This is a genomic window from Streptomyces sp. NPDC101194 (assembly GCF_044767885.1).
Lineage (GTDB): Bacteria > Actinomycetota > Actinomycetes > Streptomycetales > Streptomycetaceae > Streptomyces.
The window spans coordinates 381,169-395,964 of record NZ_JBIWOS010000008.1; the positions used below are offsets into that span (position 1 = coordinate 381,169).

Annotated in this window: 13 protein-coding genes and 6 pseudogenes; 8 read left to right on the forward strand and 11 right to left on the reverse strand. The window is 69.0% G+C overall.

Going from position 1 to position 14,796, the window contains the following annotated elements; translation table 11 throughout:
* Window positions 1-788 precede the first annotated feature (788 nt).
* A complete protein-coding gene (locus ACIRP2_RS28405; RefSeq protein ID WP_404255123.1) occupies window positions 789-1,748 on the forward strand; it encodes a DUF5996 family protein in 960 nt (319 codons plus the stop codon).
* A 1,646-nt stretch (window positions 1,749-3,394) separates the two neighbouring features.
* Window positions 3,395-4,090 (forward strand): class I SAM-dependent methyltransferase, encoded by a 696-nt coding sequence (locus ACIRP2_RS28410; protein ID WP_404255093.1) that lies wholly within the window; start codon window positions 3,395-3,397, stop codon window positions 4,088-4,090.
* Between the two features lie 114 nt (window positions 4,091-4,204).
* Here the strand turns inward: ACIRP2_RS28410 and ACIRP2_RS28415 are convergent.
* From ACIRP2_RS28415 to ACIRP2_RS28425, 3 genes and pseudogenes are all read right to left on the reverse strand, one after another.
* Window positions 4,205-4,489, reverse strand: a pseudogene (locus ACIRP2_RS28415) (hypothetical protein); the annotation flags it as partial.
* On the reverse strand, window positions 4,437-5,132 hold the full coding sequence (locus ACIRP2_RS28420) for a WD40 repeat domain-containing protein (protein ID WP_404255125.1): 696 nt from the start codon (window positions 5,130-5,132) through the stop codon (window positions 4,437-4,439). The gene ACIRP2_RS28420 and the pseudogene ACIRP2_RS28415, both read right to left, overlap by 53 nt.
* A gap of 222 nt (window positions 5,133-5,354) precedes the next feature.
* A pseudogene (locus ACIRP2_RS28425) lies at window positions 5,355-5,492 on the reverse strand (hypothetical protein); the annotation flags it as partial.
* Between the two features lie 114 nt (window positions 5,493-5,606).
* On the opposite strand from ACIRP2_RS28425, the pseudogene ACIRP2_RS28430 reads away from it, so the two are divergent.
* Window positions 5,607-5,828: pseudogene (locus ACIRP2_RS28430) on the forward strand (IS5/IS1182 family transposase); the annotation flags it as partial.
* A 2-nt stretch (window positions 5,829-5,830) separates the two neighbouring features.
* On the opposite strand, the gene ACIRP2_RS28435 reads toward ACIRP2_RS28430, so the two are convergent.
* A complete protein-coding gene (locus tag ACIRP2_RS28435; RefSeq protein ID WP_404255095.1) occupies window positions 5,831-6,241 on the reverse strand; it encodes an SRPBCC family protein in 411 nt (136 codons plus the stop codon).
* Between the two features lie 242 nt (window positions 6,242-6,483).
* Window positions 6,484-6,663 (reverse strand): hypothetical protein, encoded by a 180-nt coding sequence (locus ACIRP2_RS28440; protein ID WP_404255127.1) that lies wholly within the window; start codon window positions 6,661-6,663, stop codon window positions 6,484-6,486.
* Between the two features lie 137 nt (window positions 6,664-6,800).
* On the opposite strand from ACIRP2_RS28440, the gene ACIRP2_RS28445 reads away from it, so the two are divergent.
* Window positions 6,801-7,184 carry a VOC family protein gene (locus tag ACIRP2_RS28445; protein ID WP_404255097.1) on the forward strand — a complete coding sequence of 128 codons (384 nt, stop codon included), beginning with the start codon at window positions 6,801-6,803 and terminating at the stop codon, window positions 7,182-7,184.
* Window positions 7,185-7,402: 218 nt separating this feature from the next.
* On the opposite strand, the gene ACIRP2_RS28450 is transcribed toward ACIRP2_RS28445, so the two are convergent.
* The 3 genes and pseudogenes from ACIRP2_RS28450 to ACIRP2_RS28460 all read right to left on the reverse strand — a co-directional run bounded on the left by ACIRP2_RS28450 (window position 7,403) and on the right by ACIRP2_RS28460 (window position 8,269).
* The gene (locus tag ACIRP2_RS28450; protein WP_404255129.1) at window positions 7,403-7,534 is read right to left on the reverse strand and encodes a hypothetical protein; all 132 of its coding nucleotides are present in this window, start codon (window positions 7,532-7,534) and stop codon (window positions 7,403-7,405) included.
* 130 nt (window positions 7,535-7,664) lie between these two features.
* Window positions 7,665-7,904, reverse strand: a pseudogene (locus ACIRP2_RS28455) (pyridoxal-phosphate dependent enzyme); the annotation flags it as partial.
* A 41-nt stretch (window positions 7,905-7,945) separates the two neighbouring features.
* A complete protein-coding gene (locus ACIRP2_RS28460; protein ID WP_404255099.1) occupies window positions 7,946-8,269 on the reverse strand; it encodes a pyridoxal-phosphate dependent enzyme in 324 nt (107 codons plus the stop codon).
* Between the two features lie 83 nt (window positions 8,270-8,352).
* Between ACIRP2_RS28460 and ACIRP2_RS28465 the strand changes: the two genes are divergently transcribed.
* From ACIRP2_RS28465 to ACIRP2_RS28475, 3 genes are all read left to right on the forward strand, one after another.
* On the forward strand, window positions 8,353-9,597 hold the full coding sequence (locus tag ACIRP2_RS28465; RefSeq protein ID WP_404255101.1) for a DUF418 domain-containing protein: 1,245 nt from the start codon (window positions 8,353-8,355) through the stop codon (window positions 9,595-9,597).
* 51 nt (window positions 9,598-9,648) lie between these two features.
* Window positions 9,649-10,365, forward strand: coding sequence for a hypothetical protein (locus ACIRP2_RS28470; protein ID WP_404255103.1), 717 nt, complete (start codon window positions 9,649-9,651; stop codon window positions 10,363-10,365).
* Between the two features lie 464 nt (window positions 10,366-10,829).
* The gene (locus ACIRP2_RS28475) at window positions 10,830-11,702 is read left to right on the forward strand and encodes a universal stress protein (RefSeq protein ID WP_404255105.1); all 873 of its coding nucleotides are present in this window, start codon (window positions 10,830-10,832) and stop codon (window positions 11,700-11,702) included.
* Window positions 11,703-11,867: 165 nt separating this feature from the next.
* Here the strand turns inward: ACIRP2_RS28475 and ACIRP2_RS28480 are convergent.
* The 3 genes and pseudogenes from ACIRP2_RS28480 to ACIRP2_RS28490 form a co-directional block, all read right to left on the reverse strand.
* Window positions 11,868-12,203: pseudogene (locus ACIRP2_RS28480) on the reverse strand (alpha/beta hydrolase); the annotation flags it as partial.
* A gap of 551 nt (window positions 12,204-12,754) precedes the next feature.
* Entirely contained in the window at window positions 12,755-13,477 is a 723-nt protein-coding gene (locus tag ACIRP2_RS28485; protein WP_404255107.1) for a restriction endonuclease, read from the reverse strand.
* Window positions 13,474-13,683, reverse strand: a complete 210-nt coding sequence (locus ACIRP2_RS28490) for a hypothetical protein (protein ID WP_404255109.1) — start codon at window positions 13,681-13,683, stop codon at window positions 13,474-13,476. Before ACIRP2_RS28490 ends, ACIRP2_RS28485 begins: the two co-directional genes overlap by 4 nt.
* Before the next feature lie 775 nt (window positions 13,684-14,458).
* Here ACIRP2_RS28490 and ACIRP2_RS28495 point away from each other — a divergent pair.
* Window positions 14,459-14,563: pseudogene (locus ACIRP2_RS28495) on the forward strand (IS5/IS1182 family transposase); the annotation flags it as partial.
* Between the last annotated feature and the right edge of the window lie 233 nt (window positions 14,564-14,796).

Here is a 14,796-nt window from a genome sequence, read left to right on the forward strand (position 1 = left end):
ACATCTACCACGGCTGCCCCAACGCGGGCTTCCTCGGCGACGCCCCCGCCTCGACGACGACGCCCGCGCCCGCTACACCACCGGGCTGACCGCCAACCTGCACTGCTTCAGTCGGGCCGTCCAGGACGTCACTGGACTGGACGAGAGAGAAGCCTGGTCACGCTCGCTCGCCCTCTTCAGCCAGATGGCCGACGCGCTCCTGCTGTCCCGCGCGGTCGCCTCCGCCGACCCGGAACTGTCCGACCAGCTGCTCGCCGCCGCCCGCCAGGACCTCCACGCCCGCGCCCACCGCGGCTGAGACCGCATCGCCGGCCCGCAAGTGAGCAACCGCCGGTACATGTAGCACCGGCGGATCGGAGCGTCTCCGTCCACCGGGCAGACATTTCGGACGGGTAATCAGCTCCCGGCCACGAAACATGCGACATGCCCTATCCCTCCACGGCGCGGCAGGACCTACAGAGGGCCGACGGGGCGATAGCCCTGGCCGACGGTGTTCTGGCCACCCTCGGCCACGTATGTCGTTCCAGGGGTGCCGTGTCATGGCGAGTGAGCTGTCCTCCGTCGCCGTACTGTTCTCCTGCTGGAAGGACGGTGCAAGCCTCGCCACGGCCCCGAGCGATGCCTTGGGACGTACGCACTCCTCCACCATGCCGTCGCAACGGTCCGGTGAAGACCGATCCGGGGAACACCGGGGAGGGCGGCGAGCGCCCCCGACACCGGGCGGGACGTGCCAGGACCATCGGACGGTGCGGGTCCGTTCAACAAGGTCAGAGGGAAGGACGATGAGCATGGAGCAGTTCCCGCCGATCCCGCTTGCCGAGTGGCGTGACACAAAGGAGACGCTCCACCGCTTCGCACAGATCGTCGGGAAGATCCGCCTCGCTGCCAGCGTCCGACGCAACCACTGGTGGAATGTTCCGTTCCATCTCACCGGCCGCGGCATCACGACGCGCCCGATGGGGCAGGTCGACGGCAATCCGATCTTCACGATGGACTTCGACTTCGTCGCGCATCAGCTGGTCGTCTCGACGTTGGACGGCCGGGAGATCTCCTTTCCGCTCGTCGGCCAGTCGGTTGCTTCCTTCCATGACGCGGTCATGGAGTCGATGGCAACGTCGGGCATCCGGGTGCGGCTGGACACACCCAGGCCCTTCGATCTGCCCGACTCCGGCCGGCTGTTCGCCGAGGACACCGAGCATGCGACGTACGAGCCCGCGCAGGCCAACCGCTACTGGCGGGTCCTCAGTCAGGTGGCGTCGGTGCTGGAGGAATTCGCCGCGGGGTATTCAGGGAAGGTGAGCCCGGTGCACCACTTCTGGCACACCTTCGACATCGCGCACACTCGGTTCTCCGAGCGTCATATCGAGCAGTCTCGGGAACTGGATCCTGTCACCCGGGAGGCGTACTCCCGGGAGGTGATCAGCTTCGGCTTCTGGTTCGGGGACGACGCCTTCCCCGCACCCGCCTTCTATTCCTACACCGCTCCGGAGCCGGCGCACCTGGCCGAGGAGCCGCTCGAACCCGCGGTGGCGCACTGGGTCGCCCGGAACGGCAGCCACCTGGCCGTACTGCCGTACGACGAGGTCCGCGCCGAGGCCGATCCGCGTGCCGCCGTACTCGCCTTCTACGAGAGCGCGTACCGGGCCGGTGCCCGGCGCGCCGGATGGCCGATCGACCCCCTCGCATGCCCGGGCGGGGTGACGGATCCGCAACTGCGATCCCACAGACCCGACCCGGCTTCCGGATGAGGCCCGACAGCAGACGCGAAACCGACATCGGGATGGCCACCCGGCCGCTGCCCCGTCCGGAGGTCGGTGCGCGCCTGCTCGCCGATGGGCGGACCGGTCGACGGGCCCGCCACGACGAGGTGGCCGCCTGGATCGCGCATGCAGCAGAGCAACTCGGAGCGACGGCCGGCGGGGTGCAAACGGCAAACGCCTCAGCGCCGCGATCGGCTATCTGCGGTCCGGTGGGCATGGGAACGCTACGGGTCTCCGGCGCGCTTGCCGGACGTGGCATCAGGGTTGCGGGCTGTCCCGTGATCCCTGGCGGGCGCGCGGCGTCGGCTACGGCACCTCGCCGCGTTGCCGGGACGTCCGTATACATCCAGTATGCGGACGTCCCTCCGCCTTGCGATGCACCGCGTCCGACGCCGCGCGCTGATCCACCAGGGATTGCGGGACAGCCCTTGCATGACGAAGCCCTTCCCTGGTGGAGGGAAGGGCTTCGTGGGTGAGCGCTGGGCAGGCCTTGCACCTGCATTTCCCCGCGGGAAGCGGGGCGTCTTTCCTTGGACCACCAACGCAGCTTCAGTCACCGCGAGTTGCGGCGAACTGGCAAGATCAACTATAGCGCATGCGGGCCGTCGGCCGGGCCCGGCCGACGCGCGAGGGTTTGCCGGGTTTTCGGCTCCGGCGCATGGCTGCGCGCTCGGCTGCTCCGTCTCGCGCAGCTTGAACGCCGCCTCCGTCGTACGGCACAGAGCCTGCACCGCACGACGCAGCGAGCGCCAGGAGGCGAGGCCGGGGATGACGCCGAAGGGGGTCGCGGGCCACCACCAGGCGCCGAGCACCGTGAATGCCGCGCTCCAGGCGAGGGCCCCGCAGGCCGCGTCATAGGCGTCGCGGGCCTCGGCCAGCGTGGCGCGAGCCGGTCCGCCGCACCGAGCAGGAGGGTGGTCCAGCCGCGGACGACGTCGCCGCCGGTCTCCCCCCGACGTTCTCCCCGGTGAGGCGGAGGCGGCCGCCGGACCAGGTCGGTGACCGCCGCAGCCCGCCCGCTCTGGCCCGCGCGTCGAGCCGGTCGGCGCGCAGCGCGTGGCCGTCGGCGTGGGCCCGCATGGACTGCCGCGCCAGCACGTCCGGTTCGACCCAGCGCCGTACCCGCCACTTGGTGTCGGTACGGCTCGGCGAGCCGGCTTCGCGAGTTCCCGTTCCGGTCGCCGCCCTGCCACTGGAACACATCGCGAACCGCGACAACATGAACACCGCCACCAACCCGGCATCCCATTGGCTCTTCCCCGGGCGGGCCAGCCGGCTCGCCCCGATCACCTGTCCGCACTCTTGGGTGAGATCGCGCCCCGGCCGCAGCCGCCCGTGGCGCCCCCATCCGGCAGCGACTCCCTTGAACTGCCCGGCCTTGTGGTCCTGGACGCCCTCGGCTGCCTCGACAAGACCACCAGCCGACTCATCAGGGAGACCGGCGGGACATGGAGCCGATGCATCCCTCGGAGATCACGCACGGTCAACAGCCGGCTGGGTTCCTCGGGAAACCGGCGACACCGAAAGGGCCCCCACTGCTATCAGACCCCAAGTCGGGGCAGCCGTTGACGGGACGCGCTCTCGATTGCACAAAACCGCTCGCGGTCGGCAGCCGTCGGCGCGATGCTGTCAGGATGCCTGCAGAGACCGCCTACCACGACGAACTCGGCGACCACTTCGCAAAGATTGCCGACACCAGCCCCTACAACGCGCACACTGATCGGCCCGCGATGCTCGCACTTGCGGGGGACGTTGCCGGGCTGAAGGTTCTCGACGTCGGCTGCGGGGCCGGGCACTACGCGGCCGAACTCCTGGCGGGTGGTGCCGAGGTAGTCGGAATCGACGGTAGCGCCACTCTGCTGGGGCACGCGCGGGAGCGATTGGGCGACCGGGCCGAACTGCGCATGCACGATGCGGAGAAGCCGCTGGACTTCATCGACGACGCATCGTTCGACGGAATCGTGTGCGCGTTGATGCTCCACTACATCGCCGACCGACAGGGTCTCCTCCGCGAGCTACGACGCGTCCTGCGTCCGGGCGGGTGGCTGCTGGTCTCGACAACGCACCCGACGGCTGACTGGCGAAAATTCGGAGGCTCGTACTACGCCGAGGACTGGGTCGACCGCCCGGTCGCCGGAACCGCGTGGGCGATCCACTACCGACGCATGCCGCTGGAAACGTTCATGAACGAGCTGCTGGTTGCGGGATTCATGCTTGAGAGACTCACCGAACCTCGCCCAACACCTGGCCTGCAAGAACTCGACGAAGCAGCCTACAACAAGCTCCAGGAAGCTCCGTGCTTCCTCGCTGTCAGACTTCTGCGGCCCTGACAGCGCGCAATTCGCGCCTCCCCGGCGAACACGCACAGTCACTGCCTCGTCTCTCAAGCGCCAGGGCCGGCAACACTCGAATACGTGCCCTCGCTCGCACCGGCCTTTTGGACCACCCTCCCGCCAGGCTCGACGCCGCCGTTCCACCGAACGCTCGCTCACCTGCAACTTTTTTGCGATCACTACGGTCTTCTCACTCGCCGCGAACCGCTCGCCTGCCTTCAGCCGCACTCGTTCACGAAACGCCCGCTGCCCAGCAGTCAGCCTCCCACCCTCCACATATCGCATCCCACCGGCATTCCGCAGGGATCGCCAACAGCCATCACCCGATGACGATGCGAAAACCTCAGTAGCCGGAGGTGTCACCGTCGCCGAGCCGATGACAAGGGCGTGCGGCATGTTGGTGTGCGGGCGCCGTCAGTCCGGTCAGGTCCCATACTCGTACTGTCGCGTCGTTGCTTCCGGTGACGGCGACGGGTCGGCCGTCCACCAGGGTCGTCGCCGCTCCCCAGACCATGCCCTTGTGGCCCTTCAGGGGTTCACCGACTGGCTGGCCGGTGACTGGATCCCAAGTTCCTACTGTCCCGTCCCCGCAGCCGACCAGGACGATGAGGCGGCCTCCGACCACTGCTGCCGTCACCGCGCCCACCTCGGTGTGTGCTTCCAGGGGCTCGGCTGCGGGCCGACCGGTGGCCAGGTTCCATGCCCGCACCGTCCCGTCGAAGTCGCCGGTGAAGGCGGTGGGGCGACCGTCGACCACGGCCGTCGCCACTGCGCGTACCTCGTTGGTGTGGTCTACCAGCGGCTCGCCGATCTGTTCGCGACCGGTCAGATCCCAAACCCGTACCGTCCTGTCGTTGCTGCCGGTGACGGCGACGGCGCGACCGTCCACCACAGAAGTCGCCACCGCCTCCACCCAGTCGGTGTGGCCGGACAGGGGCTCACCGATCTGTCTCCGGTCGGCGAGATCCCAGACCCGTACCGTGCCGTCGACATGACCAGTGACGGCAACGGGGCACCCGTCCAATACGGTCGTCGCCATCGCGCACATGCCGCCGGTGCCATGATTCAGCGGTTCACCCACATGTCGGCCCGTGGCCAGATCCCACATGTGTATTGCATTGCTCCCGCCACCAGCGATGGTGACGGGACGACCGTCGACCACTGCCGTCGCCACCGACCACACTTCGCCGTTGCCGATGAGGCCGTTGTGACCGACCAGAGGGACACCCGTAGGTCGGCCATCACCGAGGTCCCACATGCGGACCGTCTCGTCCTGGCTTCCTGTGACGGCGACAGGACGCTCGCTCACCATGGCTGTCGCCAATGCCCAAACGCCGAATTCATGGCCGGTCAGGACTGATCGAAGCCCGGAAGCGCCGCTGTGTAGATCGTCAGACATGACCAGCACGGTAGCCGCTCGCGACGAGGGATTCCGCTTCCCGGCCGACACCTGGGTCCTGCATCGCTACTTTGGTGGCCTTGTCCGAGGACCAGTGCCGACTGGGCGTGAACGAACCAGCGGGCCAACCGTCGGCGAAGGGGCAATGAAGACGGTTGGCCCGCAGGCTCCGACAAGGCGATCCGCAAGCAGAGGAACGGGGTTGAGCGAACGATCGACGCCCTCAAGAAGTTCAGGGTCGTGGCCAGGAGATGCGACAAGCGCGCCCATGTCTTCCACGGCACGGTCACCGTCGTCTCGATCCGACTCTCGCTCCGGTGTGACCCGCCGGACTGAATCTACGCGGACTCCATCAGCTCTCGGAGCCGGTTCAGGTCCGCAGCGACCGTGCCGGCGTCACGCTCGAAATCGGCATCGCTCATCTGAGGCTGCCGGCGAAGGGTGAACACGACCTCGCTTCCCGTGTCGTCGCCGACCACACGGACCGGGTTGTAAGTGGTTTCCCCGGAGGGCAGTGTGACGTTGTGGTCGAGTACACCCAGTTCATTACGTGGCACGAAGGTCACCACGACCCTTCCCATGGGGGAGGATTCCGCGACCCATTGACCATCGATCTTCTTGATGGAACCTCCCGGACCACGGGCCCACGCGGGCAAGTTCACCGGGTCCGACGCATAGGCGTAGACATCGTCGATCGTGCGGTCGATATGGACGCTGAGGTGGCGTGATTCTCTGTCGGCGCTGTTCATGGCGGTGATGGTATTGGGCCACCGTCGCCGCCTTCTTGAACGGATCGGACATGTTTGATCCGCCGGACGGGTTCTGGCCAGGTTGTGGGCTGCCCCGGGGTTCCTGCCTGGCGTCGGCTACGCGACCGGACCGAGGCCGACGCCAGGCCTCGCGTGCACGAGGCACTTCTCGCGGAGCTGCGGGCGAAGAAGGGGTGCGGGGACCAGGACTTCGGCGTAGTCGGCGTGCGCCCGTTCTGTGATCACGCGAGGCCGAGGAGCGTGAGGGGTCGGCGGGCGTCGCGTGCGTTGCAACGGAGGCCGGCGGCAGTGTTCTTGACGCCGCTCAGCCGGAGCGCGCCAGCGGCGAGGTCGCGCCGGGTCGCCATCGTGCGGGGTGCGTTGCCGGTCCGCAGTTGGGAGGCGTCCTCGGTGAGATCCACCACGGGAACCGGGCCGACCCCCACCAGGGGCTGCTCGAACTCGCCTGCGCGATCACCGCCCTACTGAGGCTGCGGGAAGGATGTCGAATCGAGCGATCACGTAGCCCGCTTCCCCTGTGCGAGGCATAGTGACCAACATGATCGGACGCCTGTTCTCTCTCGTCATCGACTGCCCCGACCCATCCGAGCTCGCGAGCTTCTACGAGAGCCTGCTGTCGCTGTCGCGAGTGGAAGACACGACTGACTACGTAGTACTCAAAAGCACGACGGGCACGGACACCGTGGCCTTCCAGCGCGTCGACGGATTCCGGTCGCCACAGTGGCGTGACCCCGATCGACCGGCCCAGATGCATGTTGATGTGATGGTCGACGACTTGGACCTTGCCGAGCCTGAGGTACTGGCCCTGGGTGCCACGTTGCTCGAAGGGTCGGACAAGCCGATCGGATATCGCGTATACGCAGACCCGGTTGGGCACCCCTTCTGCCTCGTCACACGCGAAAGTGTGATGCTCAGCGAGTGACAGCACCCTTTCGCACGGTCCTCTCCCCACGGCTGCCACAGACGAGCCGGACCCTGATTCTGAAACCATCAGTCAGACCGTGTTCTACGTGGCGAGGCGGGCGATCTCAACAAGCAGGCGTTCAGCGAGGCGTTGGACAGAGCGTTGTTCGACGATGTCGCCTCGACGTGCACGCGCGCGGCGGCGACTGCATCGGACAGGCCGGTGGTGACGAATGTTCAGTCAAGGTCGGTGAGCCGTAGCGACTTCGGCGGCGAGCTCGTCACGACGACGAACGCGCGCTTGCGGAGCTCGGCGGGCCCGTAGCTGGTCTTGTCGTCCCGGCCGTTCGGCCCCGTCGACGACGTCAAAAACCGGCGCCCGAGGGCGACGGCGCCCGAGTGGGCGACTCCCTCGCGCGCAGATACCGGCGGTCGTCGGGTTCACGGTTCCGTCCCGGTCTTCGATCTTTCCCTCGACGGAGACGAAGGTGACGCCGCGCTCGGCGGTGACCGGGCGGGCGGCGTGCAGGCTCTCCCACATCGATGGGGCACCTGCGGCGTTGACGCCCACGATCCGGGCGCCGGGGGTGTGTTCGTTCGTCCAGTGTGCGACGCCGTTGATCAGCGTGCCGTCGCCGACCGGAAGGACAACGACATCGAAGCGGGTGCCGCGAGTGAGCTCGGCCCCGATCGTCCCCGCCCCCCTCGGCAACCGCCGTCTGTAGGCCGTCCAGGACATGGACCCGGTCGGGATGGTTCACGGCGTGGGCGGCCGCGGCCTCACGCGCCGTCAGGTCCGGCCGTGACCATCCCCGCGCCGAAGGCCTTCATGCGCGCCCTCCTGGCGGAGTCGACCGGCTTGGGCACGAACACATGCACCGGCATCCCGCGGGCTCGCCCCGCATACGCGACGGCGTGCCCGACGTTGCCCGAGCTGGCGCACACCGCCGCAGTGCTCGGGGCGAGCGTGCTCAGCATCAGATCGGCGCCCCGGCCCTTGAGGCTGCGAACCGGGGGCGGTAGTCGCCCCGGCTTGCCGCCTTCTGGGTGCGCCCACAGCTCTCCTTCTCTCTGTACGGGGCATCGTGTGCCTCTGTCGATCACTTCTGACAGTCATAGTACGCTCGTTCATTAAACGAGCGTTCTGAGATCGATAGATTCGAGGTGCCGTGAGAGTCCGACCCTGTATGGAGAGCCCTCCGAGCCCCCTTCCCGACACAGCGGAACAGCGGCACAGAGCCGGCACCCGGCTGGCAGAAGTGGACGCGCTGCGCGGCTTCGCGCTGCTCGGCATCCTGATGGTGAACATCACCTATATGGCCTCCGCCTATCACGGCACCGGTCTGGAGGACCCGAGCCTCGGTGGCCCGCTGAACGAGGCCGTTCGCCGGCTGGTGGCGGTGCTCTTCGAGGCGAAGTTCTTCCTGCTCTTCTCGTTCCTGTTCGGCTACAGCTTCACGCTGCAGATCAACTCGGCCGAGCGACGCGACGCCCGGTTCACGCCACGCTTCCTGAGGCGCCTGACCGGGCTGTTCGTGATCGGCGTCGTACACGCCGTCATCCTCTTTCCCGGCGACATCCTCACCCTGTACGCCGTCCTTGGCCTGACGCTGCTCGTGCTGCGCCGCAGCCGGCCCCGTACGGCGGTGCGGACCGCGGTTGCACTGCTGGCAGTGACCGCCGTCGGATACGCGCTGCTCGCGCTCGCCCTCAGCCACGCGGGCGGGGGCGGTATCCCGCCGTCCACGGGACCCGCCGCGGCCCAGGCGACCGAGGCTCTGCGCGGCGGACCGACATCGGTCATCCACACCCACCTTGAGCAACTGCCGGACGTGGCCCTCCTGCTGATCTTCTTCCAGGCGCCCTCCGCGCTCGCCGCCTTCCTGCTGGGCCTGGCCGCCGGACGTCGACGAGCCCTCGCGGACACCGACCAGCACCAGCGGTTCCTGCAGCGGCTCCAGTGGGCCGGCTTCACGGTCGGACTGCTGGGCGGCATCGTGTACGTGGACGCGAGCCTGAACCACGCCGGGCCCGCGTACCAACTCCTCGCCATGGGCCTCGACGTGATCACTGCTCCGCTGCTGGCCGCCGGCTACGCGGCGACCGTGCTTCGCGTGGCCCACGGCCGATGGGGCAGGGCCGTGGTCGCCGCGCTGGCGCCCGCCGGTCGCATGTCGCTGACCAACTACCTCGGTCAGTCCCTGATCTGCGCCCTGCTGTTCACCGGCTACGGGGCCGCGCTGGTCGGCCGCGTCGCGCCCATTGGTGTCGCTGCGACCGCTCTGGCTCTGTTCGTGGCGCAGGCCGTGACCAGCCGATGGTGGCTGCGGCACCACGCCTACGGCCCGCTGGAGTGGTTGCTGCGCGCCTGGACCACGCTGTCGATCCCGCCGTGGCGACAGCGTGGCAGAACCCGGTTGCGCCAACCGTAGTTCCCGCAGGTTCAGTTCCTTGTCCCGGTTCACGAAGAAGGGTGCATTGGTATGTACGGCAGAGACGCGGCAACCGCGGTTCGACAGAAGACGTCGAACCGCGTTCTGGTGGCGACCGGATTCCCGGTACTGGGGGCTGTGGCCGGACTGCTGCTCAAATTCCTGGCGAACTGGGCGGCCTCCTGGCCCTGGAATCCGTTGGAGGGACCGGTCGCACTCATCGACAACGCGCCCGAACCGACGGCGACGGTGGTGAGTCTCCTTGTCGGGGCCCTGGCGGGAGTCGTCCTCGTACTCATGGCCGAGCACGGCTACGTCACCATCACCATCGAAGACGACCGGATCACAACGGCTCGTGGCGACTCCAGCCAGAGCGTGCCCCGGACCGCGGTCAGCGCGGTGTTCGCCGACGGCAAGCGGCTGGTGATACTCGGCAAGCAGGGCGAGGAACTGGTCGCGGAGCACAAGAACGAGGGCGCGGACCTGCCCTCGGTCACACAGCTCGCGGAGGGCTTTCAAGCCCACGGGTATCCGTGGCTGCCGGACGGAGACCCCTACCGGGACACGTACCGGCGATGGGTCGAGGAGATGCCGGGCCTACCGGTCAGTGGCAACGCGCTCCTCAAGGCACGGGCCGAGGCCCTGAAGAAGAAGGACGAGAAGAACATCGCGGAGCTGAGGCGGGAACTGGCAAGTCTCGGCGTGGTCGTCCACGACACGGGCCACAGACAGTGGTGGCGTCGCATTCAGCAATCGGATCCCCAGTGAAGCGACCTCTGAAAGGCCGCCGGGGCCCTGGGTGGTGTGCCGGCGGTCCCGAAGCGATCTCCGGAGGGGCAAGGCGCTCGAAGGAGCACCCGAGAACAGGATCGAAACGATCGCCGCTCTCCTCCGCGTCAGCGTCGGTCCCCTCGACAACCACGTGCCCGATCTCGAGGAGCTCCGCGCCTCCCGCGTAGAACGTCAGCTCGAAGCCCCATTCGGAGCAGGCACGGTTCGCGCCGGCGCCGCCGACCGTACTTGTCCCGTTCGGCGGCTTCATCCTGTGTCATACGTCGCCCACCCCGAGAGAGCGGTCGGGACTCGCGGCGCGGGACGGCGGACCCCGCGCCGGCTCCCGCCCGTCGTGATCGCGGGTGTCCACGATCACCCGTTCCCATGCCGTCACCGTGACCGCCAGAGTAGTGAACAATGGCCGGGTACGAGTGGATCACGGCACGGGAGGCAGCGGCATGAGGGGCCCAATCACGGCAGGGGTCGACGGGACGGACGAGAGTCTCGCAGCGCTCGCCTGGGCGGCCCGGGAGGCCGTGCGGCGGGACGCGCCGCTGAGGGTGGTGCATGCCTGGAAGCACCAGCCCGACACCGCGCCCGAGGTCGCCGGCCGGGACGCCCAGCTGGCCTGGGTGCGCGAAGGCGTCGCGCGGGCCGTCGCGAGCGTCGTCGAGCGGCACCCGCGACTGATCGTCACCACCGACGTCCTGGAGGGCCCCCCGGCGGAGACGCTGCTCGCCGCCGCGGGGGAGGCGGAACTGCTGGCGCTCGGCTCGCGCGGACACGGCCCGGTCGTCGGGTTCCTGCTGGGCTCCGTCGGCCAGCAGGTGATCGCAGGGGCGACCCGCCCGGTCGTCCTGGTCCGCGCCGACGACAAGCCCTCCGCGGAGGTCGCCGGGCACGAGATCGTCGTGGGCCAGCACGGCGAACCCGAGGACAGCGCCCCCGCGTTGCGGTTCGGCTTCGAGACGGCTGCCGCGCGCCACGCGAGCGTACGGGTCGTACGGGCCTGGTCGCTGCCGCCGGTGTTCGCCTACAGCCCCGCATCGCTCAGCCTGCTCGACGAGGCCGGCGGTCTGGAGCCGTTCGAGAAGAAGGCACTCGCCGAGGCGGTACAGCCGTGGCGGGATCGGTACCCGGACGTGCGGGTCGTCGAGCACGTGGAGATGGGCAGCGCCGGGCAGGTGCTGCTGTCGGTGGCCGGACGGGCCCAGCTGATGGTCGTCGGCCGACGAGCCCACCGCACCGCCGTGGGGGCCCGGATCGGCTCCGTCGCGCACGGCGTCCTGCACCACGCCGAATGCCCGGTCGCCGTCGTCCCCCACGACTGACCGGCCCCCTCCTACGCGGGTTCAGGCTCGAGCAGGGTCGGCACCGGGGATTCCCGCGCTCCGGGCAGGATGTTCCCGTTCCGTCTCCACCCGCTTCTCGCAGGGCTGTACCTGGAAGCGGGCAACGGCGGGCTCGGCCCATGCCGGCCGAAGGACCGGTACCCAGTCCTCCACCTCGAACCACGGGGTACCGGTGTGCCCTTCCAGATTGGCGTGCAGCGTCTTCTCCTTGGCGGCGAAGGCGTCGAACAGGTCCAGGGCCCGTTGCCGGGGGCTTCCTTCGTCGTCCCACTGCACCAGGAACAGCAGCGGAATGGTGACCCGCCGGGCTTCCTCGCGTCGGGCGCGGGGCACGTAACCCCCGGCGAAGAAACCGGCGGCCGCGATGCGCGGCTCGACCACCGCCAGCCGAATGCCGAGGGCGGTCCACCCCGAGTACCCGACCGGGCCGCCGATCTCGGGCAGCGAAAGGAGGGCGCCCAGGGTGGTCCGCCAAACGGGTTATTGCGCGGGCTCCGTGGCCGGATGCCACGGAGCCGACGCCTCGGGCGCCGACATCGAGCGTGACTGGGTGGTCCGCACGGCCTGCCGGAACCACGCGGAGCGCGTCCTGCTCACGCACGACCAGGTACGCGAGCACGAGCTCCCCGCGGTCGCAGGGAAGGCCGGCGAGCCACGGTGGACAGGGTTCGTATGCCGATACGGGTTCGACCCCGGCCAGCCGGCGCAATGGGGGTTGAAGCGCTCGACCCGACCGAGCTCCTAGGCTTCGCTGTTGTCGCCCCGCACCTCGACCAGGTCGTGCTCAGCGACCGATTCGCAGCGGAAGAACGGCAGAGGGCCAGCTCCGGTCATTCGCCGACCGATGGCCCTCCAGCCCCTCACCGGGCCGCAGGTGACGCCCGAGCTCATCGACATTGATCAAGCCGCGGGGCCACGTAGTGACTCCCGGAGCCATCAACGAACGACTCCCGAGCAGTGCGGAGAGCAACCTGCCTCGCCCTCGAACGGTCGGGAAGGGGCAGGGCGTGCGAGGACGCAGGCGTGCGGCTTCAGGAGAGCGAGGTCGGTTTGCGGGGCGGTGGGACGGCCCGGATCAGTTCCCACAAGGGGCGTGAGCCGGCCGCCCAGACGGCGAGGGTGTGGCGGTCGACGACATGGAGGCGCTGCTGCTCGGCGAAGGTGACGGCCGGTGCGGTGACGCGGCCGTTGGTGACGATCACCGCGACGTCGGCGGCGTGGACCTGGCGGGCGGTGCCGTTGAGGACCTGGAGGTCCGGGGTGCCCACGGCGGAGCCTGCGAGGCCGTTGCGGCGGTGTTTGCACTGGATGACCCAGCGCCGTCCGTAGGGGTCGGTGGCCTTCACGTCAGCGCCCAGGTCGCCGGCGCCTCCGACACGGACCGCGTCCCGGCAGCCGTCACGGCGCATCAGGTCCCTCACCGCGTCCTCGAACCGGGTGTGGTGCAGGGCGTCCAACTGCGTCAGCCCGTAGCGCAGCCCCTGCGCACGGACCGCTTCCCACCGTGCTTGCTGCTGCTTCCGGTGGAGCCGGACTCCGCCGGCCAGCACGGCGAGGACACCGATGGCCGCGAGGACCCACCAGTGGACCAGCAGCCAGTCGACCACGGCCACCACCAGAGCGACGGCCAGAACCGCGGCCACGAGGAGCCCGAGCAGCCGGTCATCCGCACGCTGCTGCCTGCCCGACCGGCGGGTGCGCCGCCGCGTCGACGGGCGCCCGGTCGCCGCGGGTCGGCGCCTGCGGGGGCTCACCGGCTGGCCTGTGTGACGCCGCTCGCGAGCTGGCCCAGGAAACTCAGGAAGCCCTGTCCCACCGGGGTGGGAGCCAGGAGGATCCCGAGCGCCAGGACGATGACGACGGTCATCTTCTCGTCGAAGCGGCTGCGGGACTCGGTACGTCGGCGCAGCCGGAGAAGGACGACCACTGCAAGCAGCACAGCTACGTTGATAGTAAGCAACCGCCCAGACCTCCCGCACGACCGGCCCACACGCAGATGAGGCCGCTACGTGCCACCCCGCCTTCTTGTGTAGCCGGGCCTGAGTGATGGTGGAGGCAGGTTGCCGACGAATGGCACAAAGCCATCGGATCTGGCCGAATACCGCGGGCGCCGCCTGTAACGAGGCCGGGACGGGGCGGCCGCATCATCTGGCACAAGCAGGTGCCGGCCTGGAAGGACGGCACCGATGGCTTCGTACGCGGAGCGGGTCTTGCCGGCTGTGGCAGGCCCCACCGAAGGCAGGAACCCGCCGGTCTCGCTGCGGGATTCACATGCCTGGGCCTCGGCGCGGACCGCACCATCTGGTGCCGGTCGTCGAGGACGAGGGCGGCCCGCCCGTTTGTCAGCGAGGCCGAGGCCGGTCTTTGCCGTACAGGCCGGTGAGGCGTTGGGCGGCGCGACGTGGTCGGGGAGCGGCAAGCCCGGGGGGCCGTACAGGAGGGTAGGGACCCGACCTCGTGTTCGAAGTGCCGACCGGAGCCGACCGGCACGGAACGCTCATCATGACCCGGATGCAATGACCTATGGAACGTTGCCTTTCCCGTCCGTGGTCAGGCAGCGGATTCGCGTAGCGCTTGGCGCAGGCCGACGATGCGGGCATGCGGCCTTCCGCCGGAAGGGTGTCGCAAGCGTTGTCAGCGCTTCGCGCGTGGCCTGGCCTGCCTGTCGGCGGTTCCGCCTCGAAGTCGACGCCGCGATCGGACAGCAAGCCTTACCCCTGCACATGTGACGCGGGGTGGCGCGGCCGAAGCGGTGGGAAGCCGACGACGAGTTGTGGGCGGTGATCGAGCCGCTGCTGCCCGGAGCCGAACGGTGGTCCTGGTATCCGGGGTGCAAGCGGCGGTTGCTTCGTCGGCTGCGGTGATGGCGAGGACGACGAGCCCGGGCTCGCTGGGGTGCTGTGTGTGGATGGTTTTCACGCCCGTACGGCTGTACACCGCCTGCGTCGAGGCCTCCACGCACCTCCGTGGTCCCGAGCCGGATGTGTCGAGAAGGGATAGCCTTTGGGCTGGGGCAGGCGGGAATCCCGGCCCGATTACGGCGGGCCGGGATTCTGTGTCGTGTGCCTGGTCG

Excerpts from the sequence above, each read along its gene's own strand:
- ACIRP2_RS28405 (WP_404255123.1), top strand. The coding sequence starts at position 789 with ATGGAGCAGTTCCCGCCGATCCCGCTTGCCGAGTGGCGTGACACAAAG.
- ACIRP2_RS28435 (WP_404255095.1), bottom strand. The coding sequence starts at position 6,241 with ATGAACAGCGCCGACAGAGAATCACGCCACCTCAGCGTCCATATCGAC.
- ACIRP2_RS28410 (WP_404255093.1), top strand. The coding sequence starts at position 3,395 with ATGCCTGCAGAGACCGCCTACCACGACGAACTCGGCGACCACTTCGCA.
- ACIRP2_RS28420 (WP_404255125.1), bottom strand. The coding sequence starts at position 5,132 with ATGGCGACGACCGTATTGGACGGGTGCCCCGTTGCCGTCACTGGTCAT.
- ACIRP2_RS28445 (WP_404255097.1), top strand. The coding sequence starts at position 6,801 with ATGATCGGACGCCTGTTCTCTCTCGTCATCGACTGCCCCGACCCATCC.
- ACIRP2_RS28465 (WP_404255101.1), top strand. The coding sequence starts at position 8,353 with ATGGAGAGCCCTCCGAGCCCCCTTCCCGACACAGCGGAACAGCGGCAC.
- ACIRP2_RS28475 (WP_404255105.1), top strand. The coding sequence starts at position 10,830 with ATGAGGGGCCCAATCACGGCAGGGGTCGACGGGACGGACGAGAGTCTC.
- ACIRP2_RS28470 (WP_404255103.1), top strand. The coding sequence starts at position 9,649 with ATGTACGGCAGAGACGCGGCAACCGCGGTTCGACAGAAGACGTCGAAC.